This is a genomic window from Halomonas daqiaonensis (assembly GCF_900109725.1).
In the GTDB taxonomy this organism is placed as follows: Bacteria; Pseudomonadota; Gammaproteobacteria; order Pseudomonadales; family Halomonadaceae; genus Halomonas; species Halomonas daqiaonensis.
In genome coordinates, this window is the sequence record NZ_FOBC01000002.1 from 56279 (window position 1) to 77883 (window position 21605).

Here is a 21605-nt window from a genome sequence, read left to right on the forward strand (position 1 = left end):
GCGCCGAGCGCCGAGCGCCGAGCGCCGAGCGCCGAGCGCCGAGCAGGATGATGGCACCGGCCGTTACGGCGTCAATGAAAAATCTCAATGGTATAGCCCGCTTGGCTGCTTGGCTGCTTGGCCGCTTGGCCGCTTGGCTGCTTCTAGTCATGCAGCCACACCGGCGTGTTCGGTACGGCAATCTCGAACAGCGCCAGCAGCTCACTATCGCGCAGGCGAATGCAGCCGTGGGATCGGGCAACGCCCATGGGTTCGCTGGGTGGGGTGCCGTGCAGGTAGATATAACGCCGTTGTGAGTCGACATTGGCACCGCGATTGCGGCCGGATTCCAGGCCGCTGAGCCAGAGGATGCGCGTGAGGATCCAGTCGCGCCCCGGGTGCTCGGCGGCCAGGGCCTCGTTGTAGACCTCGCCTGTGGGCCGGCGGCCACGGTAGACGGTGCCCGGCGCATTGCCCGCACCGATGGCGGCGCGCACCTGGTGCCAGCCCAGGGGCGTGGCGCCGCTGCCCTCCTCCTCCCCGGTACCCTCGGCGGCCGTGGAAACCTCGCACTGCCAGTCGATCTCCCGCCCCTGCCATACCGTCAGCCGCTGGGCGGCGGTGTCGATCTCCAGCCACACGCCTTCCGTCGGCGGCAGTTCAGTGAGCACGGGCGTGCGCATCAGCCCGCCTCGCGCTGGGCCGGAAGGGGCTCGGGCAAGGGCGCATTCATGGCCGCTACCACCACCGGGCGTAGGCGTCGCACCAGGTCGCGCACGCTGACGTGCTCGCCATAGTCCTTCTCGGCGATATCGCGCAGGGCATCCAGGCCGGAGAGCGTGAAGATCACCGTGCCCAGCATAAAATGTAGCCGCCAGAAGCGCTCGGCGTCGGGCAGTTCAGGTGTGGCCCGGCGTACCAGCTCGGTAAAGCGGGTGAAGACGCTGCCATACTGCTCCTGGATGTAGCGCCGTAGATGCCCCTGGGCCTGGCTGTAGGCGAGCCCCAGCAGGCGCATGAACACTTTCAGGCTGTGGCGCTCCGCCGGCACCTCGAGCACGCTGCGCGCCATGGTCTCCAGCAGCTCTTCCAGCGGGATGACGCCGCCCTCGTGGCGCGCCTCGAGTTCATCGAGGGCGGTGTGGAAACGCACGGTGAAGGGGTCGAGATAGCGCGCGAACACCGCCTGGATCAGCGACTTCTTGGAGCCGAAGTGGTAGTTGACCGCCGCCAGGTTGACCCTGGCCTTACTGGTGATGTTGCGCAGCGATGTCTCGGCGAAGCCGCGTTCTGCGAACAGCACCTCGGCGGTATCCAGGATACGGGTGACGGTGTCGGGATGCTGGGCCATGGGTAAAACGGCTCCATCTGATTAGAAACAATTGTTTGAACGCTACGAAAGTGTATGACAACCATTAACCTGGCTCAAGATTGAAGGATATCAGGTGTTTTAAACGGGGCGAGCGCCGAGCGCCGAGCGCCGAGCGCCGAGCGCCGAGCGCCGAGCGCCGAGCGCCGAGCGCCGAGCGCCGAGCGCCGAGCGCCGAGCGCCGAGCGCCGAGCGCCGAGCGCCGAGCAAGATGATGGCACCGGCCGTGACGGCGTCAATGAAAAATCTCAATGGTATGGCCCGCTTGGCTGCTTGGCCGCTTGGCCGCTTGGGTTCTCGGTCCTTTTACTGGATGGAAAAACATGCTGTATACTTGACCAGACGCGTGGCAGAAAATCGCCACCCCCTGGTTACCGACCCTGGAGGTCCCATGAGTCGCTTACTCACGGCCCGGCAGCAGAACGTGCTCGATTTCATCGTCAAGACCATGAACGAGCTCGGCTACCCGCCGACCCGGGCGGAGATTTCCCGGGCACTGGGGTTCAAGTCGCCCAATGCCGCCGAGGAGCACCTGCGCGCCCTGGAGCGCAAGGGGGCGATCAAGATGATCCGCGGAACCTCGCGAGGCATCCGCCTGCCGGCCCAGGAGCCGGATGCCGCCAACGACGATGTGCTGGATGAGCCGGCCCAGGGCCTGCCGATCATCGGCGAGGTAGCCGCCGGCAGCCCGGTACTGGCCGCCGAGCACATCGACCGCTACTGCCCGCTGCCACCGGAGTACTTCACCCCGCGCGCCGACTACCTGCTGCGAGTGCGCGGCCTCTCCATGAAGGATGCCGGCATCCTCGAGGGCGACCTGCTGGCGGTGCACCGCACCGAGCGCATCCGCAATGGCCAGATCGTGGTGGCACGCCTGGAGGACGACGTCACCGTGAAGCGCTTCCACCGCCAGGGCCACGTGGTCACCCTGGAAGCCGAGAACCCCGACTTCGCGCCCATAAAGGTGGACCTGCGCCACGAGCCGCTGGAGATCGAGGGCATCGGGGTGGGGGTTATTCGCGGTGGCAACGGCCAGGCACTGGGCTGAACCTGAAGCTGGCTGCGCTCGCCGCATGACTGACCCCATCCGCAAGATCCTCCACGCCGACTGCGACTGCTTCTTCGCCGCCGTGGAGATGCGCGACAACCCCGCCCTGCGCGATATCCCGCTGGCCATCGGCGGCTCGCGGGAGCAGCGCGGGGTGATCGCCACCTGCAACTACCCCGCCCGCACCTTCGGTATCCACTCCGCCATGCCCACCGCCCAGGCGCTGCGCCTCTGCCCCCAGCTGACCCTGATGCGCGGCCAGTTCGAGAAATATCGCGAGGTCTCGCGGCAGATCCAGGCGGTCTTCCACGAACTCACCCCGCTGGTCGAGCCGCTGTCGCTGGACGAGGCCTTCCTCGACGTCACCGAGGTCGAGGGCTTCCGCGGCAGCGCCACCTGGATGGCCGAATGGCTCAAGGAAGAGTGCTATCGGCGCACAGGGATCACCGTCTCGGTGGGCGCTGCCCCCTCGAAGTTCCTGGCCAAGATCGCCAGTGACTGGGAGAAACCCGACGGCCTGACGGTGATTCCGCCGGAGCGAGTCGATGCCTTCGTGCGCGAGCTGCCGGTGAAGAAGCTACACGGCGTGGGACCGGCCACCGGCGCCAAGCTCGACGCCATGGGCATCAGAACCTGCGCCGAGCTACGCGAGCTGCCCATCGAGCGCCTGCTGGACGACTTCGGCAAGTTCGGGCGCCGGCTCTTCGAGCTCTCCCGCGGCATCGACGACCGCCCAGTGCGCATCGAGCGCGAGCGCAAGTCGGTGAGCGTGGAGACCACTTTCGACCGCGACCTGCCTGACCTGGCGACCGCCAGCGCCGCCCTCGCCCCACTCTGCGAGAAACTGCAGGGCCGGCTTGAACGCCACGGCCACCCGCCGATGGCCGGGCTCTTCGTCAAGGTGCGCTTCGACGACTTCAGCCTCACCACCCTGGAAAGCCGCGGCCTCACCCCCGACGCCGACAGCTACACCCGCCTGCTGGAACAGGCCTGGTCGCGTGCCCGCCGCCCCGTGCGCCTGCTCGGCGTCGGCGTCCGCCTGGTGCCCGAGGAAGCACGGCAGCAGCTCACGCTGGCGCTGTAAGCCGCCAAGCGGCCAAGCGCCGAGCGGCCAACCCACGCAAAGCTAATTCAGTCACGGAGCCGGGTCATGAGTCCGTAGAGCATGCGAGAAATTTCCCTTGTCTCTTCGGCCCATCCATGGTCCATCGACTTTTCGATGTAGCCTATTTCGATGCCAATGTAGATCTGGGTTCACAGCTCAGCGCAGGAGCCCTTTGCATAGCTTAGGAACTTGAGGCGGTCCCGATCACTGTCCCGTTCGTAGCCTTCGGCAATATTACTTGCGATCGATAGGGCGGATCGGGTGATCTGATCCTTGAACCCGAAATCTCGTGATTGGCTGAAAGACCGGTACACCTCCGAGCACAGTCTCGCCGAGCGTTTCCACACCAGCAGATCCTCGAATCGCATCCCTGCCCCCATCCAAGTACCTTGAGCTTTCAACATAGCACCGAAAGCTTGGGTTGCTCGGCCCTTGGCTGCTTTTATCTTGGCCGCTTGGCCGCTTGGCGCTTATTTCGTATCGATATACCGGTGGTCATTGAAGGTGGCGACCCAGCCGGGGTGGTAGACCAGCAGGATGCTCATCAGCATGCCGGTGATGAAGGCTTCAGAGGGCATCAGCAGCGGCAGGAAGCGAGCGTACTCCAGCGCCTGGCGTAACGCCTCGGCATCGGTGGCGCCCAGCGCCATCAGCCCCACGGCGGAGAGGCCTGCTGCCAGGGTGGCCAGGGCCGAACCGAAAAAACAGCAGACGAACATGAAGACCATCAGGTTGTCGGGCAGGCGCCGGTCGACCAGACGCCAGATGATGCCCATCACCAAGGCCGGCACCACGCCGGTGACCAGCACGTTCACCCCCAACAGTGGCCATTCGATGCGCCCCAGCAGCACCATGGCGATATTGATCGCGGTGATCGAGAGCAGCGCCAGCGGTGCCTTGAAGATCAGCGTCAGCAGCGCGGTGAACATCAGGTGCAGGGTAAGCCAGTCCACCGCCTGGGCACGCAACTGCCAGAACAGCATCACGATGACGGTGGCGGCCAGCCAGCGATGCTGCAGGGCGTGGTCATCGAGCAGCGCAATCCACGGCCGGCGACTCAGGGCCAGGCCGATGAACGCCAGCGAGATCACACCGCAGAGCAGCAGTAGCCAGGGGGCGAGAACCGGCTCGGCAATCGTCATGCAGTCACCTCATGGAGATCGCGGGGTGTCATAATGGTACGGCTGGACGTATAATTCAGGCTGAAATCCGAGGGAGAAAGCGGTGAAAAGCAGCGACCTCATCAGGGAGCTTGAAGCCGCTGGCTGGGTGCTGGACCGAGTCCGGGGCAGCCACCACGTTTTTAAACACCCTGACAGACCTGGTGCCATTCCTGTTCCACACCCGAAAAAAGACTTGCCGAAAGGCACTGTACACCAGATTTTCAAACAGGCGGGGCTGTCATGACCCGTGCGGAGGCACACGATGCAATATCCCATCGCAATCGAGTGGGGAGACGAGACCACCGCTACCGGCATCGTTTTCCCCGACATTCCCGGCGCAATCAGTGCCGGGGACACCCCGGAAGAAGCCTACGACAATGCCATCGAGGCCGCGCATATCGTACTTCAAGAAATGGCAGCCCGCGGCGAGCCAGTTCCAAAACCGAGCGGGATCGATGAACATCGCCGCAACCCGGACTTCGAGGGCTGGGGATGGGGCATGATCGATATCGATCTAACCCCGTATCTGGGAAAAGCAGAGAAGGTAACCGTTACCCTGCCAGGCATGGTGCTTCGCCAGATTGACGAGTACGTGACACTTCATGGCGTCAAAAGCCGCTCGACGTTCCTGAGCAACGCCGCTCTGGAAAAGTTGCACCATCTATAGCGAACGAACGCCTACCGAGGGTAGATCGCCTGCGTTGACCTCGACGCGGACGATCGCAAGGTCGTTAGACCAGTCCGTCAGGCAAAAACCACGGTCTTGTTGCCGTGGATCAGTACGCGATCCTCCAGGTGCCAGCGCAGGCCGCGCGCCAGCACTGCCTTCTCCACATCGCGCCCGAAGCGCACCAGGTCGTTGGGGGTGTGGCAGTGGCTGACCCGGTGGATGTCCTGCTCGATGATCGGCCCGGCGTCGAGTTCCTCGGTGACGTAGTGGCAGGTGGCGCCGATCAGCTTGACCCCGCGCTGGTGGGCCTGATGATAGGGCCTGGCCCCGGCGAAGGATGGCAGGAAGCTGTGGTGGATGTTGATCATCCGGCCCTGGAAGCGCTGGCAGAGCTCGGGCGGCATGATCTGCATGTAGCGGGCCAGCACCACGCAGTCGGCGCGGGCATCGTCGACCAGCCGCTGCACCTCGGCGAAGGCGGCCTGCTTGTCGTCGGCCTTGACCGGCACATGGTGGTAGCCGATGCCGTGCCACTCCACCAGCCCCCGCATGTCCTCGTGGTTGGAAATGACGCAAGCGATGTCGCAGTCGAGTTCCCCCGCCGTCCAGCGATAGAGCAGGTCCACCAGGCAATGGGTTTCCCGCGACACCATCAGCACTACGCGACGCCGCTGGCGAGTGTCGGTGAGCGCCCAGGCCATCTCGAACTCCTCGGCGATCGGCGCGAAAGCCTCGCGCAACGCCTCCGGTGGCATGGCCACCGAGTCGGCGAGGATCTCGTAGCGCATGAAGAAGCGCCCCGCCTCCAGATCGGAATGCTGGCTGGCCTCGGTGATCGAGCCGCCGTGCCCGGCGATGAAGTTGGAGACCCTGGCGACGATGCCCAGGCGGTCGGGACAGGAAACCACCAGGCGGTAGTAGTGAGACATCGAATGATCCCGGGTTGCAGTGGTGGCTGGGGGCAGCAGTGTACCAAAAAGGCCAGCCTCGCCTGTATGGTGAAGCCGACCGAGTAACCATTGCAGCCGGTATTGATCCTGCTCATCCAGGTTGACCCCATGGAGACGTCCTTGAACCGCTTTCTGTCATCGCCCATCGAGCGCCACACCGAGCCTGACTGGTCCGTGGTGAGCCGCATCCCCATCACCGGAAGTGACGAACCGCTGGTCCCGCTGAGCCTGGCGCCGTCACCGATCAAGGTCTTCCCGGTCTATGCCAAGGAGGATATTCCCGGGGCGATCAACGAATGCTATGTCCGTGAAGGGGTCTATCGGCGGCTGCTGAAGGTGGCACGTTCCCTGCCAGCGGAATATGGGCTGATTGTCCTCGACGGCTGGCGACCCTGGCGCGTGCAACAGTATCTTTTCGATACCCTGCAGGAGACCATAAGGTCGCACCACCCTGCCCTCGGCGAGGAGGCATTGCTGGAGCGGACGCGAGAATTCGTCGCCGTGCCCAGCCGGGAGGCGAGTTCACCGAGCCCTCACCTCACCGGCGGCGCCGTGGATGTGACCCTGAGCGATGCCGACGGGCTGCCGCTGGACATGGGCACCCTGTTCGACGAGGCCGTGCCGGCATCGCACACCGCCGCGCTGGAAGCCATCTCTCGCCCGGATGCCCGGCAGCGACAGGCGCGCGACAACCGACGTCGCCTCTACGGGGCCATGCGCGAACAGGGCTTTACCAACCTGCCGAGCGAATGGTGGCACTACGATGCGGGGGATCAGCTATGGGCCCATTACAGCGGTCACGCCCAAGCCCTCTACGGGCCGGCGGAGCTGGAGACCATCGAAAGCCGCTGGCGGCGGCAGCTTTGAGCCCTGACGCCCAACGACGGATTGGATAATAATATGTTGATATTACAACACTTTTTCAATTTAACTAAATAAAATATCAAAATGAAGAGTCTTTAGTTAAAATACCGCTATACGCCTGAGCATGGTGCGCCGGATGGGATACACACGACTGAAACAAGAGCCATCGAAGGTGGCGACCAATGCCATTCAGCTATTTGAAGCCTTGGAAACGCATCGTGCTCAAGGCCGCCAAGTCGAAGGATCGATGCATTGGAAGCGGATTAACGGCCGCGACTACCTCTATCGCGCTTACTCTCACGGCAAGAACCATTCTCTTGGTCCTCGCTCCAGCGAGACAGAGAACCTCAAGACCGCGTTCGATGAGAGGAAGGCCGTCTACAAGGCACGCGAAGCGAGCTTGAAGGATCAACTCGCGCTGCATGGGGCCTACGTCCGAGCCAACCGGCTCAACCGTTTTCCGCTTGTTGCAGCGCGGGTAATGCGCGCGCTCCAGCGCGACAAGATCCCCTTTCGTATTATCGGAACCACTGCGCTCTATGCCTATGAGGCCCGAGCCGGCGTGCTCATCGAACCGGAACATCTGGCGACGGCGGACGTGGACGTATTGATGGATGCGCGACAGGGGGTACGCATCGTCGCGCAATTGAAGCCCCAGGGACTCCTCTCCCTGCTGAGGAGAAGCGACAAGACCTTCCAGCGTCTTTCCGACTCGGCTTTTACATTTTGTGCTGCCAACGATGCCGGGTATCGAGTTGATTTTGTGACTCAGGGCGGCGTCGACCCGCTGCAGAAAAATGCCTTCGAGCGGTTGCTCGACACCGATGATCTGACCCCGGTCGCTATCGACTCGCTGAAATGGCTCGTCGCGTCACCCAGCTACGACGCCATTGTCTTCGACGAGCGCGGTATGCCACTGAGGCTTACCACCGTCGATCCACGAGCCTTCGTGCTCCACAAATGGTATGTCAGCCATCGTCGCGATCGCGAACCCATGAAGCGCTACCGGGATGAGGCTCAGGCCCGACTGGTAGCCGCCCTGCTGAGCAATGAGCTGAGAGACTTGCCGATCACCCGGGCGATTCGCCGAATTTTCCCGTCTACTCTTTCCGACCAGGCCGCCGAGGAGGTCGACGACCTGGATGTCTGATGCACACCGATTCGCCTTAATGGAAGGCACATCCCGGAAGCCGTTCATGACTCGCCTAGGAAGTCGATGAGGTTCTCCAGTGGCATGGGACGGCCCAGATGAAAGCCCTGGAAGAGGTCGCAGCCATGGGTCATCAGCAGGCGGTACTGCTCCTCATGCTCGATGCCTTCGGCGACCACCTTCAGCCCGAGGTGATGCGCCATGGAGATGATGCCCTGGATGATGGCGTCATCCTCGGCATTGCGTGTCACTTCGCTAACGAAGCTGCGGTCGATCTTCACCGTGTCGATGGGCAGATTCTTGAGGTAGCTGAGGCTGGAAAAGCCGGTGCCGAAGTCGTCGATGGCGACATTCACCCCCATGCTCTTGAGGGCATGCAAGGTATCAATGGCATTTTCGGTATCATCCATCAGCACGCCTTCGGTGAGCTCCAATGACAGTTTCGGCGCCGGCAGCCCGGTGACCGACAGGGTCTGGCGCAGGTTGCCGAGAAAGCTCGAACGATGAAACTGCAGCGGCGATAGGTTGACCGCGACATTCAGGATGCCGTGTCCCGCCTGGTCGAGCATGCACAGATCCCGACAGGCCCTGGAGAGCACCCATTCGCTGATCGGAATGATCTGGCCGGTCTCCTCGGCCAGGGGGATGAACTGGTCGGGTGGGACATATCCACGCACGGTATTTGGCCAGCGCAACAATGCCTCCACGCCGGCGACTCGTCCCTGACGATCGATCAACGGCTGATAGTGCAACTCGAAAGCCTGGGCATCGATCGCCTCCTGGAGCTCGTTGCGCAGCGCGACGCGATCCCCCAGCCGGAGGGTAATCTCGGGGGTGAACCACTGGTAGGCATTGCGCCCTTGCTGCTTGGCGCGGTACATGGCCATGTCGGCCTGCTGGATGAGCTCGATGGGCTGGGACACCTCAGCGTTGCTGACGGCAATGCCGATACTGCAGGACAGCGAAAGCTCATGCTCGCCGACCCGATAGGGTCGGGCAATGATCGCCAGCAGCCGCTCGGCCACCTGCAGCGCCTGCTCTTCATTGTGCAGGTCCGGCAGCAGCACCACGAATTCGTCGCCGCCCAGGCGCGCCAGGGTATCGCCCGGACGCATCGCTGCGGAAAGGCGTTGTGCAACACCCTGCAGCAGCTGATCGCCTACGGCATGGCCCAGGCTGTCATTGATCGGCTTGAACTCGTCGAGGTCGACGAAGAGCACCGCCAGCAGGTGCCCTTTTCGCCTGGCCAGCTCGAAGTCATGGACCAGCCGATCCTCCAGCAAGGAGCGGTTAGGCAACCCGGTCAAGGCATCATGGCTGGCGTGGTAGGCCAGACGCGCCTCGTAGGCCTTGTGTTCGGAAATGTCGTGCTGGATGCCCACATAGTGGGAGACCCGCCCCTGGTCGTCACGCACCGGCGAGATGTAGAGGTCGTTCCAGAAGGGGGTACCATCCTTGCGATAATTGCACAGGGTGACATGCACCTCGCGGTAGTGGGTCAGCCGCTGGCGAATCTGCTGCAACGTCGTCTTGTCGGTCTCGGGACCCTGCAGGAAGCGACAATTGCGGCCCATGACGTCCTCGCGGGAATACCCCGTCATGCGCTCGAAGGCATCGTTGGCATAGATGATCGGCAAATCGGGCTCCCTGGCGTCAGCGATCAGCACACCGTTGACGCTGGCCTCCACGCTGCGCTGAAGGATCCGCAACCGGGTCTCGTGCTCGCGTCGCTGGGTCACATCCTTGGCGATGCCATAGACGCCCGTGATGCGCTGACCGACCACGATCGGCAGGTTGGTGAGATCCAGGCGGCGCATCTTGCCATCCAGGTGGGGGATCTGCAGCTCATAGCGGCAGGGCTCCCCGGCAGCCGCGGTCTCGAACTTCTCCTGAACATAGGCCAGGTCGTCCGGGTTCAGGAATTGAGAAAAGTGCGTGCCGATGATCTGCTCGACGGCAAAGCCGGTCAGTGCAGAACAATGATCGTTGGCCGTGGCAAAGCGTCCCTGTAGATCCAGTGAAAACACCGCATCCGGGTTATAGGCAAACAGCGAGCGGTAGCGCTGTTCGCTCTGCCACAAGGAGCGCCGATCCTGCTCGCGTTCCACGGCCAGCGCCACCAGGTCCACGGCCTGACGCATCATTTCCAGTTCGGTACTTCCCGGCCTGGCCGGCCGTCGATAGTAGGTCGCGAAGGTCCCCAGCAAGCGACCCTCACTGGCGATCACCGGGTAGGACCAGCAGGCCATGAGCCCCTCATGGGTGGCCAGGGTCCTGAAGCCTTTCCAGCGCGGGTCATGCGCGAGATCCTCGCAGATCACCACTTCACGATCATGGGCCGAGCTGCCGCAGGCACCGATGCCGGCCTCGATGGGGATCGAGCCGATCGCCTCACGGTAGCGCACGGGCAGGCTGTTTCCCGCTACCAGACGCAGCGTGGCGCCTGCGTCGTCAGCCAGCATGATCGAGCATAATCCGCCCGGCAGCTGACGCTCGAGCATGGTGCAGATGGCTTCGAGGGTCTGATCGAGCGGTACCTCCTCGGCAATCATCGCCTGGATGGATTGCTGCTGCTCGAGCTGCTCCCTGGCAGCCATCAGCTCCCGGGAATGCCCCAGGGCCAGGCGCGCCATCCCCAGGCTGAAGACCAGCAGGTAGCTCAGCGTCAGCCCGCCCAGGCCAACGGCTGAGGGCACGAGACCCGCTTGCAGCCAACTCGCCTCGGAGCCGGGATGCACGGATGGACTGAGCATGAGGCCACCCGGCAGACCGATGTGACGTTTGGCAAACCTCGGGGAGCCACTCACATCTCGCGCGATCATGCCCGATGCCGCCAGGGCAACGATCAGCTCATCATCCCGGGACAGGTTGACCTGGAAGCCCCCCAGTTGCATGCGCAGCCCACGTTCGAGGAGGGTCGCCATGTCCAGCACGACCACCAGTTGCTGGTCGCGACGCGGTACCGCGATCGCCATGAGTGCCAGACCCGCTGCGCTGTCATCGGGCACCATCATGCGGGGTTGGGGAAACGGCATACCGAGCCAGTCTTGCACGCGTTCGGCATCCGTCCATCGTGCCAACCATCGCTGAGCCTCATCGCTGCGAGACTGGCGCCACAGCCAGTTCTGGTTACTGCCCAGCAAGCCGATGACCTCGAGACTGGGGGTGTCACGCAGGTAGTTGGACACATCGCGGTTGAGTACGGAGGGTTCCAGTCCCGTAGCCGAAGCATCCAGGCGCTCGGCCATACGCTGCATCAAATGCAAATGCGAGTGCATCACCTGCTCGGCATTGAGCCGAACGTTGTCGAGCAGATATTCCGCCTGCTGGTGAATCCGCTGATGTTGCTGCCAGCCAAGCAGGAACCACGCCAGAGAGCTGACCACCACCCCTACCAGGCCGACCATGATGGCCGCTGTTCCCAACTGCAGTTTCCGCTGGCTCGTCCTGACACTCGCCACGAGCATGGCACTGCCATACATCAGCGTGAACAACGCCACCACCAACGGGGATGAGGTCATGTACGCCAAACCCGGCCCATCCGCCGAGAAGACGAGCATCACACCCAGCAAGGTTACCCCGAACACCAGCACCAGGCACCCGGACAGCTGCCATAAACGACGTCGTTTTTGCCGGCCGAGCCCCGATAACAGGCAGGTGACCACCACCAGCAGCCAGACGGCTGGCAGCGAGGAAATCCGTGGTTCGCCGGAGAGCCAGGAGACGCCCACCTGACTGCCGCCGGCGATGGCGTTGTGCAGCAGGCTATACAACGCCAGGGCCAGCAATCCGCCCCCCGCCAGCAGCCGCACCCGCTGCCACTGTTGCACCACGGCGAGAAGGCCAGCACCCGACAACAAGGCGGCCAGCGAGGCATCCGGGACCAACAGCATTTGCAGGGGGTAATGTAACCACTGCACCATGCCGGCCAGCCCCATCAACACGAAGGCCGCCGAGACCATCAGCAGCCAGCTGTCCAGGGCAATATCGCGGGTCTTGAACGGCATGAACATGGCTCCCTGCGCTGTTCGACTCGGTGCCTGACACCCGCCAGCCCGGTCGTTTCCTTGTCGTGAGTGTCGAGATGATGCGGCGCTTCGTCCATGGATGCCAGTCTCTGGACTCATCCCATTGGTACAGAAGCGAAAGCGAGTGCTATCAGCGAGGGGTCAACGGCAGAAGGGCCATATCTCGAGCAGGCTATCGCAGCGAAACTCCGCCTCGCAGGCAGCGAGCTGATGCCGATAACGCGAGGCGGTAGTGGCAACCTGGCGGGCGGCGCGCTGCACGGAGGGCTTGCCGCGCCAGGAGCCGCTTCGATAGCCGCCCTGCCCCTCGTGGTAGGCCAGATAGAGATGCTCGGGGTTGTGCAGAGAAACGCCGGTCATGCGCCGGGTACGGGCGTTGTACCAGCCGATGAAGTCGGTGGCGTGCTTCATGTGGGTCCGCCGCGCAAACAGCCGCCCCGCTTCCCCCTCGTACTCACCCCATACCGGGTCCTGGGCCTGGGCATAACCGTAGGCCGAAGAGGGTCGCGTCCAGGGAATGAAGCCGAGCAGCTTGCTGCGCGGCGGCTTCACATGGCTACGAAAGCTGGATTCGCGCTCGATGATCGCCATCTGCGTCGCGATGGGCGTGCCCCACTTTTCCTGTGAATCAAGGGCGTAATCGTACCAGTCGGGCTGCTCGCGGAAGATCTCGCAGATATTCGACTGGTTCTCGGGCGGCGCCGGCGCCAGCATCGCACAGCCGGAGAGCACCATGAGCAACGCCAGAGTGGACAGAAGGCGCAGAGTCGATCCGCAGGGTCGGGTCGGGTTGGCAGTATCAGTCGAGGTCATGGTTCAGTGGCCTTGTTGCCCAGGTTGACACCCCCCTTATCATCGGCGCCAAGCGCGTAAACTGTAGCGAAAACTGGGGAGCAACGCGATCGCCGAAATTGGCCGGACGAAATTGGCCGAACATGGGCCAACAGACGCTGCAGCAATGCACGGCGTTTCCAACACGCAAACGGCTGCGCCTAGCCCACGCCCTTCCGATCCCGGTAGCGGGGTGGCATCCTCTTCGCCGGATACCCACGACCAACACCCACCACGCCAACCCGACGTGACGGCAATTAAAGAGAGCCACGAACTTGAAGCTGAGAAGTGCCCGGTTCCTGAGACACGCCCTGCACCGCCACCTCTTTTCGCTGCGGGGCCGCCTGCTGCTGGGGGTCGTGGTGATCTGGACGCTGCTGAGCCTGACACTGCTGGCACTAGGCTGGCAGTCCGGCACCCTGCTGGTCGAGGAATCCAACCGCGTGCACCTCCAGTATGAAGCGGATCTGATCAGCAACGACATCACGCAAGAGATCGAGCAGCGTCTGGAGGTGCTCGAACGCCTGGCCGGCCAGCTACAGGACGCCTCGCCGGGCACCCTGGCTGAGGGAAACCACAACGCCCTGCTCGCGCTGTTCGAAGGGCTGGTCGTGGTCAATGCCGAGAATATCGTCATCGATGACTGGCCAACGCTTGAGGGCCGCATCGGCCGCGACATCGGCCACCGAAGCTACGCGCGTTTCATGCGCAATGTGCAACGCCCCCATGTCAGCGAGCCCTTCGTCGGGGAGGTTTCCGGCAGGACCTTGGTCATGATGCTGGTTCCCCGCCACGATGAGCAGGGCCGCTATGCCGGCTTCCTGGGCGGACTGGTCGAGGTCGACCACAGCCAGCTTTTCGAGGGGTTCGACCGCCTCCGGCTGGGCGACGAGGGTCATGTGGTGATCGCCACCGCCTCGGGCCAGCTGCTCTATCATCCCGATCAGCGGCAAGGCCTGCCGACGCTGGATAAGGGCGCGCGAGACCCCTGGCTGGACCTGGCGCTGTATGGCTGGGAGGGCGAGGCCAGTGGCGAACTTCACGAAGGCAGCGCGGCCCTGTCGGCCTATCGTCAGATCTGGCCTGCCGACTGGATAGTGGCCCTCTATCTGCCCGTCGATCAGGTCTATGCACCCCTGGCAAGCGTCATGGAGCGCATCGCCTGGCGGGCCTTGTGGGTGTTGGGGCTGTTACTACCGGTGATGGCGGCCCTGATCTGGCTGGCCCTGCGGCCATTGACGCGCCTGGCTCATCAGATCAAGGATCTGGGACGCGGCCGCCGGCGCTCGCTTCAGATAGCGACCCGCATGCACGAACTGCGTCGCGTCATCGACGTCTTCAACGAGGTGGAACATGAGCGTGTGAAGACGATGCAGGACCTGCAGCAGCGCAAGGCCTTCCTGAAGGGCATCCTGGCCGCCTCGCCCCAGGGCATGTTCGTCACCGACACCCAAGGACGCCTGACCTTCGTCAACCGGGCCTTGAAACATCTGCTGGGGATCAAGCCGCCGGTGCATCTACCGACCTGGGCCGAGCGTATCCACGACGAGGATCGCGCACCGCTGGTGGCCGCCTGGCAGGCATGCCTTCTCCGGCATAAGGACTTCGTTCGCCAGTTCCGCTACCACGGCGAGAAGGGAGAGATGATCTGGCTGGACGTACACGCCAACGCGATCCGCGTGGACGGCGAGATCATCGGCCTGGTGGGGATCGTACGTGATATCACCCAGCGCCAGCACGAGGATGCCCTGCGCCGCTGGGAAGCGGAACATGATCCGCTGACCGGCCTGCTCAACCGACGCGGTTTCCAGCGCCGGCTGGAAGAGGCCTTCACCGACTGGGAGAAGGCCGCTACGCCCTCGGCGCTATTGATGTTCGACCTGGACCATTTCAAGGCCATCAACGATGCGGGGGGCCACGCCCTGGGCGACAATATGCTCCACCAGGTGACGGCCGCGATGGCCGCGGAAACCCGCAGCAGTGACCATAACGCCCGCCATGGGGGCGACGAGTTCGCTATCCTGCTGCCGGGCTGCGATGTCTCCCAGGCCATGCGTATCGCCGAGTCGCTGCGGGCACGCATCGCGGCCAATGGCCTGGAACAGCACGGCCAGACATGGCGGGTGACGGTCAGCATCGGGGTGAGCAACTTTCAGCCAACGGACCAGACCGTCGATGACGTGGTGGAACGTGCCGACCAGGCGAGCTACACGGCCAAGACGCAGGGTCGTAACAGCGTGGTCAGCGCATGACTCGCCTCGGCCAGCCCGGCGATGGCCCAGCCGGCCAGGTAGTCGGCGGTCACACCAGGTAATGCGCGGCGAAGGCCTCGCCCGCCACCGGACGGCCGGTGAGATATCCCTGGATCAGGTCGACATGGTAACGGGAGAGTGCCGCCAGCTGGGCCTCGGTCTCCACCCCTTCGGCCACCACCCGCAGGCCAAGCTCCTTCGCCAGGCCGGTTACCGCGGCGACGATGGCCGCACTGCCACGACTCTCCCCCAGCCCCCGGATGAAGCTGCGGTCGATCTTGACGGTGGTCACCGGCAGCTCTTGCAGGTAGCTCAACGAGGAATAGCCCGTGCCGAAATCATCGATGGCCAGGCGACACTCCATCTCGCGCAGCGCTTCCAGGGTATGCACTGCCTGCTGCTGCTTGTCGAGCAGGATACTCTCGGTAAGCTCGAATCCGATCAGCCCCGGTGGCAGGCCATAGTCGGCGTAGAGTGCCCGCACCCGCGGCACCAGGTCGGTCTGCCAGAACTGGCGTGCCGACAGGTTGACAGCAATGCGTGGCGGCGAGAGGCCCTCGGCCAGCCAGTCATGCAGTTGCCCGGCGACCAGCTGCATCAGGCGCTCCCCCAGCGGCAGGATCAACCCCGACCACTCGGCCAGCGGGATGAAATCGCCGGGAGAGACATCGCCGAATTGTGGATGGTGCCAGCGCAGCAGGGCCTCGGCACCCTGCACCTCACCGCTGTCGCGATCGACAAGCGGCTGATAATGGACGGCCAGTCCCTCACCGGTTTCGGCGGTATTGCGCAGCGCCGTCTCCAGCTCCAGTCGACGATGGTCCTGCTGCTGCATCTCGGCGCGAAACAGACGATAGGTGTTACGGCCCTCCTGCTTGGCGCGGTACATGGCGGCATCGGCCTGCTGCACCAGTGTCTCCACTTCCTCGCCGTCGTCCGGATAGAGGCTGATACCCAGACTGCAGCCAACCCGAAAGACCTGCCCTGTCACTTCGAAGGGCGAGCTCACCGATTCGACCAGCCGACGCGCCACGCGAGTGACTTCCTCGACCGCCTGCACCTCGTTGAGCAATATGATGAATTCATCACCCCCTTGGCGTGCCAAGGTGTCATCCTCGCGAAGGTGACCGCGCAGCCGCTGCGAGACCTGCAGCAGCAGTTCGTCACCTGTCGCATGGCCGAGCGCATCGTTGACCTGCTTGAAGTGATCCAGATCGAGGAAGATCACCGCCAGCCGCTGCCGATGACGGTGGGCATGGCGAATCGCCAGCGCCAGGCGATCCTCCAGCAGGCGCCGGTTTGGCAAACGGGTCAGGGGGTCATAGTAGGCCAGGCGGCGAATCTGCTCCTCGTTCTCGCGGATTTGGGTGATATCGGTAAACAGCGCCGCGTAATTCGTCACCTCGCCCTGGTCGTCGCGGATGGCGGTGATGGTCAGCAGCTCCAGGTAGAGCTGCCCGCTCTTGCGGCGGTTCCAGATCTCTCCGCGCCAGTAGCCGTCTTGCCCCAGGGCTTGCCACATGTCGTGATAGAAGCCGGCCGCATGCCGCCCCGAGGAGAGCATCGCCGGTGTGCGTCCCACCACCTCACCCGGTCGGTAGCCGGTCATGTGCGTGAAGGCCGGATTGACGAACTCGATACGGGCCCGGGCATCGGTAACGATGATGCCTTCCAGGGAAGCGTCGATCACTCGTTCTGCGAGCTGCAGATTTCTGCGCGACTGTCCCAATGTCTCGCACCGCGGCATGTCCGGCGAGCAGGTCAGCAGGCCAGCCTGCATGATGCACTCCGAGGTCCGGTCTTGCGTCATGACATCTCATCCTGAGCAGGCAGCTTGATCAATATCAAGGAAAACGATGCACCTTACGCGGATCGACCGGAACAGTGAACGGCAGAAGACGGCTGCTTGTTGATATCGATCAAGGAAAGCACGGTTGCCACCCCGATCAGGATTGAGGGTCAGCGGCATCGCCTAGGGCATCAGGAAGGATTGCCAAAGCGAAGCGGCTATCCTGCTTGAGGCCATATGACTAATAACCAAAGGCTATTGGAAAAACGACTGCTTATTCTTCAGTATATTTTCCCATGAACGGCATGCATGCCGTGTCGAATATCCTAGTTTCAGCCAGTACACAGGAGTAATCCCATGATCAAGCGCATTGCCCTCACCGTCCTGGCCGCCGGCTTCATGACTGCCGGCAGCCTGGCTCAGGCCGATGAACACGCCATCAAGGTCGGCATGTCCGGCGGCTACTTCCCCTTCACCTTCGTCGAGCAGGACAAGCTCCAGGGCTTCGACGTGGATGTCATGGAGGCCGTGGCCGAGGAAATGGGGGTCGAGGTCGAGTTCGTCACGGCGAATTTCTCGGGACTGTTCGGCATGCTCGAATCCGGTCGGATCGACACCATCGCCAACCAGATCACCATCACCGAGGAGCGGGCCGACAAGTACGTCTTCACCGAGCCCTACGTCTACGACGGCGCCCAGGTGGTGGTCAAGGAAGGCAACGAGGAGATCGAGGGCGTTGAGGACCTGAAGGGCAAGACGGTTGCCGTCAATCTCGGCTCCAATTACGAGGAACTGCTGCGCGAACTGCCCTATGCCGACGAGATCGACATCCGCACCTACGAGAGCAATATCGAGCAGGATACCGCTTTGGGACGTGTCGACGCCTTCGTCATGGACCGGGTGAGTGCCAGCCAGGTCATCAAGGAGAAGCCGCTGCCCCTGGCGCTGGCCGGCCAGCCGTTCTCCAAGATCCGCAATGCCTTGCCCTTCCGCGACACCGAGCAGAGCCGCGCGCTGCGTGACCGCGTCGATGCCGCCCTGGCCAGCCTGCGCGAGTCCGGCGAGCTGGAGGCAATCTCCGAGAAGTGGTTCGGCACCGACATCACACGCCCGTGAGGCGTTGAGTCGCTTCCATGCAAGTGCTCGATTTCGACTACATGCTGGGGCTGGTGCCCGTCCTGCTGCGCTACCTGCCGCTGACCCTGCAGATGGCCGCCGTGGGTATGGTGCTGGCCCTGGTACTGGCCTGTGGTCTCGCCGTGATCCGCGTGCTGCGCATCCCGGGCTTGAATGCCGCTACCCTGCTGTTCATCTCCTTCTTTCGCGGCACACCGCTGCTGGTGCAACTCTTCCTGTTCTACTACGGCTTGCCCCAGCTGATGGCCTTCCTGACCCAGATCAATGGCGTTACCGCTACCATCATGGGCCTGACCCTGCACTTCTCGGCCTACATGGCGGAATCGATCCGCGCCGCCATCGTCGGGGTCGACCGCAGCCAGACTGAAGCGGCGCTATCCATCGGCATGACCAATGGCCAACTGATGCGGCGCATCGTGTTGCCTCAGGCCACGCGGATCGCCGTCCCGACGCTGATGAACTATTTCATCGACATGATCAAGGCGACCTCCCTGGCGTTCACCCTTGGGGTCACCGAGCTGATGGGCGCCACCCAGAAGGAGGCCGCCGGCAGCTTCCTCTACTTCGAGGCCTTCATCACCGTGGCGATCTTCTACTGGATCATCGTCGAGCTACTGGCCTGGTTTCAGCGGCGTCTGGAAATCCGACTCAACGAGGCGTATCGCCGATGATCAAGGTAGAAGGACTCGTCAAGCGTTTCGATGGCACCGCGGTGCTCGACGGTATCGATCTGGCCATCGAGCAGGGCGAGATCATCGTCGTCATCGGGCCTTCGGGAACCGGCAAGTCGACGCTGTTGCGCTGCCTCAATTTCCTCGAGCAACCGGATGCCGGCCGGCTGACCATCGGCGACCTGGAGGTGGACGTCACCCGGGCCAGTCGGGCCGACATCCTGACGGCACGGCGGCGTACCGCCTTCGTGTTCCAGAACTACGCCCTCTTCGCCAACAAGACGGCGCTGGAAAACATTGCCGAGGGGCTGATCGTCGTCAACCGCTGGCCCAAGCAGAAAGCCCATGCGCGGGCCAGGGAGATCCTGGAACGCATCGGCCTGGCCGACAAGGCCGATGCCTTTCCCGCCTCGTTGTCCGGCGGCCAGCAGCAACGGGTCGGTATCGGGCGCGCCATGGCGGCCCAGGCCGAGGTGATCCTCTTCGATGAGCCAACCTCCTCGCTGGACCCGGAATGGGTCGAGGAAGTCCTGGGGCTGATGAAGCAACTCGCCCGGGAGCGCCAGACCATGCTGGTGGTCACCCACGAGATGAGCTTCGCCCAGGACGTGGCAGACCGGGTGATCTTCATGGACGGAGGGCATATCGTCGAGCAGGGGCCACCGGGCCAGCTTTTCGGTTCGCCGAAGGACCCTCGCACCCAGGATTTTCTGCGCAAGGTGCTGGCGACACAGGTAGCACTCTGAGCAGGATGCCTGATGGCCGCGTTGTGAGCCCCGGCGGGCTTCCCGTATAGTATTCGGACACTTCCACAGGCCTGCCGCTACCGTCGATGCCACAGCCACGCGTCCAGATCCGTCCTCGCCGCCGCCCTCCCCTGCATTTTCTGCCGTTGGGCGGCTGTGGCGAGATCGGCATGAACCTCAACCTCTATGGTGTTGGAGAGAGAGGCCACGGAGAGAGGGACCAAGAGACCGCCTGGATAGCCGTGGACTGCGGCATGATGATCCGCCAGGACCTGCCGGACAATCCGCTTCAGGTGCCGGATCTCTCTACCCTGGAGACGCTGTCGATCCGCCCTCGGGCGCTGGTCATCACCCATGGTCATGAGGATCATATCGGTGCTGCCGCCTGGCTGTGGCCCCGATGGGGCTGCCCGATCCACGCCACCCCGCTGGCCGCCGGCCTGCTACGGGCCAAGTTCACCGAGCGCGGGCTGGCCACCGACGCCATCCAGGTCATCGAACCCGGCGAGGCGCTGGAGACCGGCCCCTTCACCCTGCGCTACCTTCCGGTTACTCACTCGATTCCCGAGAGCTGCGCGCTGCTGATCGCCGCCGGCGACTACCGGGTACTGCACACCGGCGACTGGAAGCTCGACCCCGAGCCGCTGATCGGGCCGGCGATCTCGGCCGCGACCTTTCGCGCCATCGCCCCCGTGGATCTGGTGGTGGCAGACTCGACCAACGCGCCAATGCCCGGCCATTCCCGCAGCGAGGGCGAGGTCGCCGAGGCACTGAGCCACACCATTGCCCGGTGTGAGGGCCGCGTGGTGGTGAGCTGCTTCGCCAGTAACCTGGCACGGGTGCTGGCCATCGGTCGTGCCGCCGCACATTGCGGGCGCCGGCTCAGCCTGATGGGGCGCTCCATGGAGCGCATGGTGGGCGTGGCCAGGGGCCTTGGCTACCTGGACGACCTGCCACCCCTGGTGCCGGTGACCGACCTCGGCTATCTACCACCGGAAGAAGTGCTGGTAATCGCCACCGGCAGCCAGGGGGAGCCGCGCGCCGCGCTGTCGCGCCTCTCACGAGGCCGTCATCCCCACTTCGAGCTGATGGCCGGCGACACGGTGATCTTCTCCGCCAAGGCCATCCCCGGCAACGAACGGCTGATCGATCGCCTCAAGCGCGGACTCAAGCACTTCAGCGTGACCATCCTCGACGAAGAGAACCACCCCGAGCTGCACGCCTCGGGGCACCCGGCCCAGGACGAATTGCGTACCTTCTACGGCTGGCTGAAGCCACGCCATCTGCTACCGGTGCATGGCGAGCCTCGCCACCAGCAGGCTCACCAGGCCCTGGCCGAGGAACTCGGCATCCAGGCCCCGCTGGCACCGGTGAACGGGGACTTGATCCGCCTGGATGCCGAAGGGCTTTCCCTGGAGGCGCGCCACCCCCAGCAGCCACACATCGTCAGTCAGGATGCCGTCTCCGCCCTGCCTGGCCTGGGGAGCGGCGATGGAAGCAATCGCTCGCGCCACGGGAGTCTGTATCTCGCCATCTCGGTGGCCGCCACCGACACCGGCTGGACGCGCATCGGCCGGCTGATGCTCGACGCTAGCCAGACGAGCCCGATGGACGAGACCGCCTTTGCCGACTGGCTGGATGACTGCCTCGAGCAGATCCAGGTGGATTCCCTGGCAGAATTACGCCTGGCACTGCAGCCAAGGTTGCTCGGCTGGCTCGCCGATCACCTGCACCGGGTACCCGAGGTACACCTGCAGATCCTCGCAGTGGAAGCGGAGATGCTGGGGAATTAGAGCAAAGCTTTCGCTTTCGGGAGTGATATTCATATTTCGATGATGACGGCAAGAATCGCC

General features: G+C 63.6%; 19 protein-coding genes. 11 read left to right on the forward strand and 8 right to left on the reverse strand.

Translation table 11 applies throughout. From position 1 onward, the window contains the following. Positions 1-143: 143 nt before the first annotated feature. Together BMY30_RS01625 and BMY30_RS01630 are read right to left on the reverse strand one after the other, a co-directional pair. Positions 144-662 (reverse strand): L,D-transpeptidase, encoded by a 519-nt coding sequence (locus tag BMY30_RS01625; RefSeq protein ID WP_089709949.1) that lies wholly within the window; start codon positions 660-662, stop codon positions 144-146. Then, positions 662-1330, reverse strand: coding sequence for a TetR/AcrR family transcriptional regulator (locus tag BMY30_RS01630; protein WP_089709951.1), 669 nt, complete (start codon positions 1328-1330; stop codon positions 662-664). The genes BMY30_RS01625 and BMY30_RS01630 overlap by 1 nt, the downstream gene beginning before the upstream one ends. Before the next feature lie 409 nt (positions 1331-1739). Between BMY30_RS01630 and lexA the strand changes: the two genes are divergently transcribed. Both lexA and dinB read left to right on the forward strand, forming a co-directional pair. Beyond that, positions 1740-2396, forward strand: a complete 657-nt coding sequence (gene lexA, locus BMY30_RS01635; RefSeq protein ID WP_089709953.1) for a transcriptional repressor LexA — start codon at positions 1740-1742, stop codon at positions 2394-2396. Positions 2397-2433: 37 nt separating this feature from the next. Next, a complete protein-coding gene (gene dinB, locus BMY30_RS01640) occupies positions 2434-3480 on the forward strand; it encodes a DNA polymerase IV (RefSeq protein WP_089710324.1) in 1047 nt (348 codons plus the stop codon). 170 nt (positions 3481-3650) lie between these two features. Here the strand turns inward: dinB and BMY30_RS17920 are convergent, their stop codons facing one another. Then, positions 3651-3905, reverse strand: coding sequence for a four helix bundle protein (locus BMY30_RS17920; protein ID WP_342027771.1), 255 nt, complete (start codon positions 3903-3905; stop codon positions 3651-3653). Between the two features lie 66 nt (positions 3906-3971). Continuing rightward, on the reverse strand, positions 3972-4643 hold the full coding sequence (locus tag BMY30_RS01650) for an energy-coupling factor ABC transporter permease (protein WP_089709955.1): 672 nt from the start codon (positions 4641-4643) through the stop codon (positions 3972-3974). A gap of 82 nt (positions 4644-4725) precedes the next feature. On the opposite strand from BMY30_RS01650, the gene BMY30_RS01655 reads away from it, so the two are divergent. Beyond that, a complete protein-coding gene (locus tag BMY30_RS01655; protein ID WP_089709958.1) occupies positions 4726-4908 on the forward strand; it encodes a type II toxin-antitoxin system HicA family toxin in 183 nt (60 codons plus the stop codon). A gap of 18 nt (positions 4909-4926) precedes the next feature. Further along, positions 4927-5331 carry a type II toxin-antitoxin system HicB family antitoxin gene (locus tag BMY30_RS01660; RefSeq protein ID WP_089709961.1) on the forward strand — a complete coding sequence of 135 codons (405 nt, stop codon included), beginning with the start codon at positions 4927-4929 and terminating at the stop codon, positions 5329-5331. 77 nt (positions 5332-5408) lie between these two features. Here BMY30_RS01660 and purU read toward each other — a convergent pair whose 3' ends face one another. Beyond that, positions 5409-6263: a formyltetrahydrofolate deformylase gene (purU, locus tag BMY30_RS01665; protein WP_089709963.1), complete on the reverse strand. Its 855-nt coding sequence runs from the start codon at positions 6261-6263 to the stop codon at positions 5409-5411. Between the two features lie 141 nt (positions 6264-6404). Here purU and BMY30_RS01670 point away from each other — a divergent pair, with 141 nt between their 5' ends. Beyond that, a complete protein-coding gene (locus tag BMY30_RS01670; RefSeq protein ID WP_244516091.1) occupies positions 6405-7151 on the forward strand; it encodes a M15 family metallopeptidase in 747 nt (248 codons plus the stop codon). A gap of 169 nt (positions 7152-7320) precedes the next feature. After that, positions 7321-8298 (forward strand): GSU2403 family nucleotidyltransferase fold protein, encoded by a 978-nt coding sequence (locus BMY30_RS01675; protein ID WP_170840043.1) that lies wholly within the window; start codon positions 7321-7323, stop codon positions 8296-8298. A 44-nt stretch (positions 8299-8342) separates the two neighbouring features. Here the strand turns inward: BMY30_RS01675 and BMY30_RS18070 are convergent, their stop codons facing one another. After that, positions 8343-12305 (reverse strand): EAL domain-containing protein, encoded by a 3963-nt coding sequence (locus BMY30_RS18070; protein ID WP_244516092.1) that lies wholly within the window; start codon positions 12303-12305, stop codon positions 8343-8345. A gap of 162 nt (positions 12306-12467) precedes the next feature. Further along, positions 12468-13139, reverse strand: coding sequence for a transglycosylase SLT domain-containing protein (locus tag BMY30_RS01685; RefSeq protein WP_211607199.1), 672 nt, complete (start codon positions 13137-13139; stop codon positions 12468-12470). Positions 13140-13432: 293 nt separating this feature from the next. On the opposite strand from BMY30_RS01685, the gene BMY30_RS01690 reads away from it, so the two are divergent. Further along, the gene (locus tag BMY30_RS01690; RefSeq protein ID WP_089709967.1) at positions 13433-15409 is read left to right on the forward strand and encodes a sensor domain-containing diguanylate cyclase; all 1977 of its coding nucleotides are present in this window, start codon (positions 13433-13435) and stop codon (positions 15407-15409) included. Between the two features lie 49 nt (positions 15410-15458). On the opposite strand, the gene BMY30_RS01695 is transcribed toward BMY30_RS01690, so the two are convergent. Continuing rightward, complete coding sequence (locus BMY30_RS01695; RefSeq protein WP_089709969.1) at positions 15459-17219, reverse strand: putative bifunctional diguanylate cyclase/phosphodiesterase; 1761 nt, start codon at positions 17217-17219, stop codon at positions 15459-15461. Between the two features lie 336 nt (positions 17220-17555). Between BMY30_RS01695 and BMY30_RS01700 the strand changes: the two genes are divergently transcribed. The 4 genes from BMY30_RS01700 (at position 17556) to BMY30_RS01715 (ending at position 21545) form a co-directional block, all read left to right on the forward strand. After that, positions 17556-18314, forward strand: a complete 759-nt coding sequence (locus BMY30_RS01700) for an amino acid ABC transporter substrate-binding protein (RefSeq protein WP_089709971.1) — start codon at positions 17556-17558, stop codon at positions 18312-18314. A 17-nt stretch (positions 18315-18331) separates the two neighbouring features. After that, a complete protein-coding gene (locus BMY30_RS01705; RefSeq protein ID WP_089709972.1) occupies positions 18332-19006 on the forward strand; it encodes an amino acid ABC transporter permease in 675 nt (224 codons plus the stop codon). Then, complete coding sequence (locus BMY30_RS01710) at positions 19003-19752, forward strand: amino acid ABC transporter ATP-binding protein (RefSeq protein ID WP_089709974.1); 750 nt, start codon at positions 19003-19005, stop codon at positions 19750-19752. Before BMY30_RS01705 ends, BMY30_RS01710 begins: the two co-directional genes overlap by 4 nt. Before the next feature lie 170 nt (positions 19753-19922). Then, positions 19923-21545: a ribonuclease J gene (locus tag BMY30_RS01715; protein WP_089709976.1), complete on the forward strand. Its 1623-nt coding sequence runs from the start codon at positions 19923-19925 to the stop codon at positions 21543-21545. The last annotated feature ends 60 nt before the right edge of the window (positions 21546-21605 follow it).

Excerpts from the sequence above, each read along its gene's own strand:
- BMY30_RS01625 (WP_089709949.1), bottom strand. The coding sequence starts at position 662 with ATGCGCACGCCCGTGCTCACTGAACTGCCGCCGACGGAAGGCGTGTGG.
- BMY30_RS01630 (WP_089709951.1), bottom strand. The coding sequence starts at position 1,330 with ATGGCCCAGCATCCCGACACCGTCACCCGTATCCTGGATACCGCCGAG.
- lexA (WP_089709953.1), top strand. The coding sequence starts at position 1,740 with ATGAGTCGCTTACTCACGGCCCGGCAGCAGAACGTGCTCGATTTCATC.
- BMY30_RS17920 (WP_342027771.1), bottom strand. The coding sequence starts at position 3,905 with ATGTTGAAAGCTCAAGGTACTTGGATGGGGGCAGGGATGCGATTCGAG.
- BMY30_RS01650 (WP_089709955.1), bottom strand. The coding sequence starts at position 4,643 with ATGACGATTGCCGAGCCGGTTCTCGCCCCCTGGCTACTGCTGCTCTGC.
- BMY30_RS01660 (WP_089709961.1), top strand. The coding sequence starts at position 4,927 with ATGCAATATCCCATCGCAATCGAGTGGGGAGACGAGACCACCGCTACC.
- purU (WP_089709963.1), bottom strand. The coding sequence starts at position 6,263 with ATGTCTCACTACTACCGCCTGGTGGTTTCCTGTCCCGACCGCCTGGGC.
- BMY30_RS18070 (WP_244516092.1), bottom strand. The coding sequence starts at position 12,305 with ATGCCGTTCAAGACCCGCGATATTGCCCTGGACAGCTGGCTGCTGATG.
- BMY30_RS01685 (WP_211607199.1), bottom strand. The coding sequence starts at position 13,139 with ATGACCTCGACTGATACTGCCAACCCGACCCGACCCTGCGGATCGACT.
- BMY30_RS01695 (WP_089709969.1), bottom strand. The coding sequence starts at position 17,219 with ATGACGCAAGACCGGACCTCGGAGTGCATCATGCAGGCTGGCCTGCTG.
- BMY30_RS01700 (WP_089709971.1), top strand. The coding sequence starts at position 17,556 with ATGATCAAGCGCATTGCCCTCACCGTCCTGGCCGCCGGCTTCATGACT.
- BMY30_RS01705 (WP_089709972.1), top strand. The coding sequence starts at position 18,332 with ATGCAAGTGCTCGATTTCGACTACATGCTGGGGCTGGTGCCCGTCCTG.
- BMY30_RS01710 (WP_089709974.1), top strand. The coding sequence starts at position 19,003 with ATGATCAAGGTAGAAGGACTCGTCAAGCGTTTCGATGGCACCGCGGTG.
- BMY30_RS01715 (WP_089709976.1), top strand. The coding sequence starts at position 19,923 with ATGAACCTCAACCTCTATGGTGTTGGAGAGAGAGGCCACGGAGAGAGG.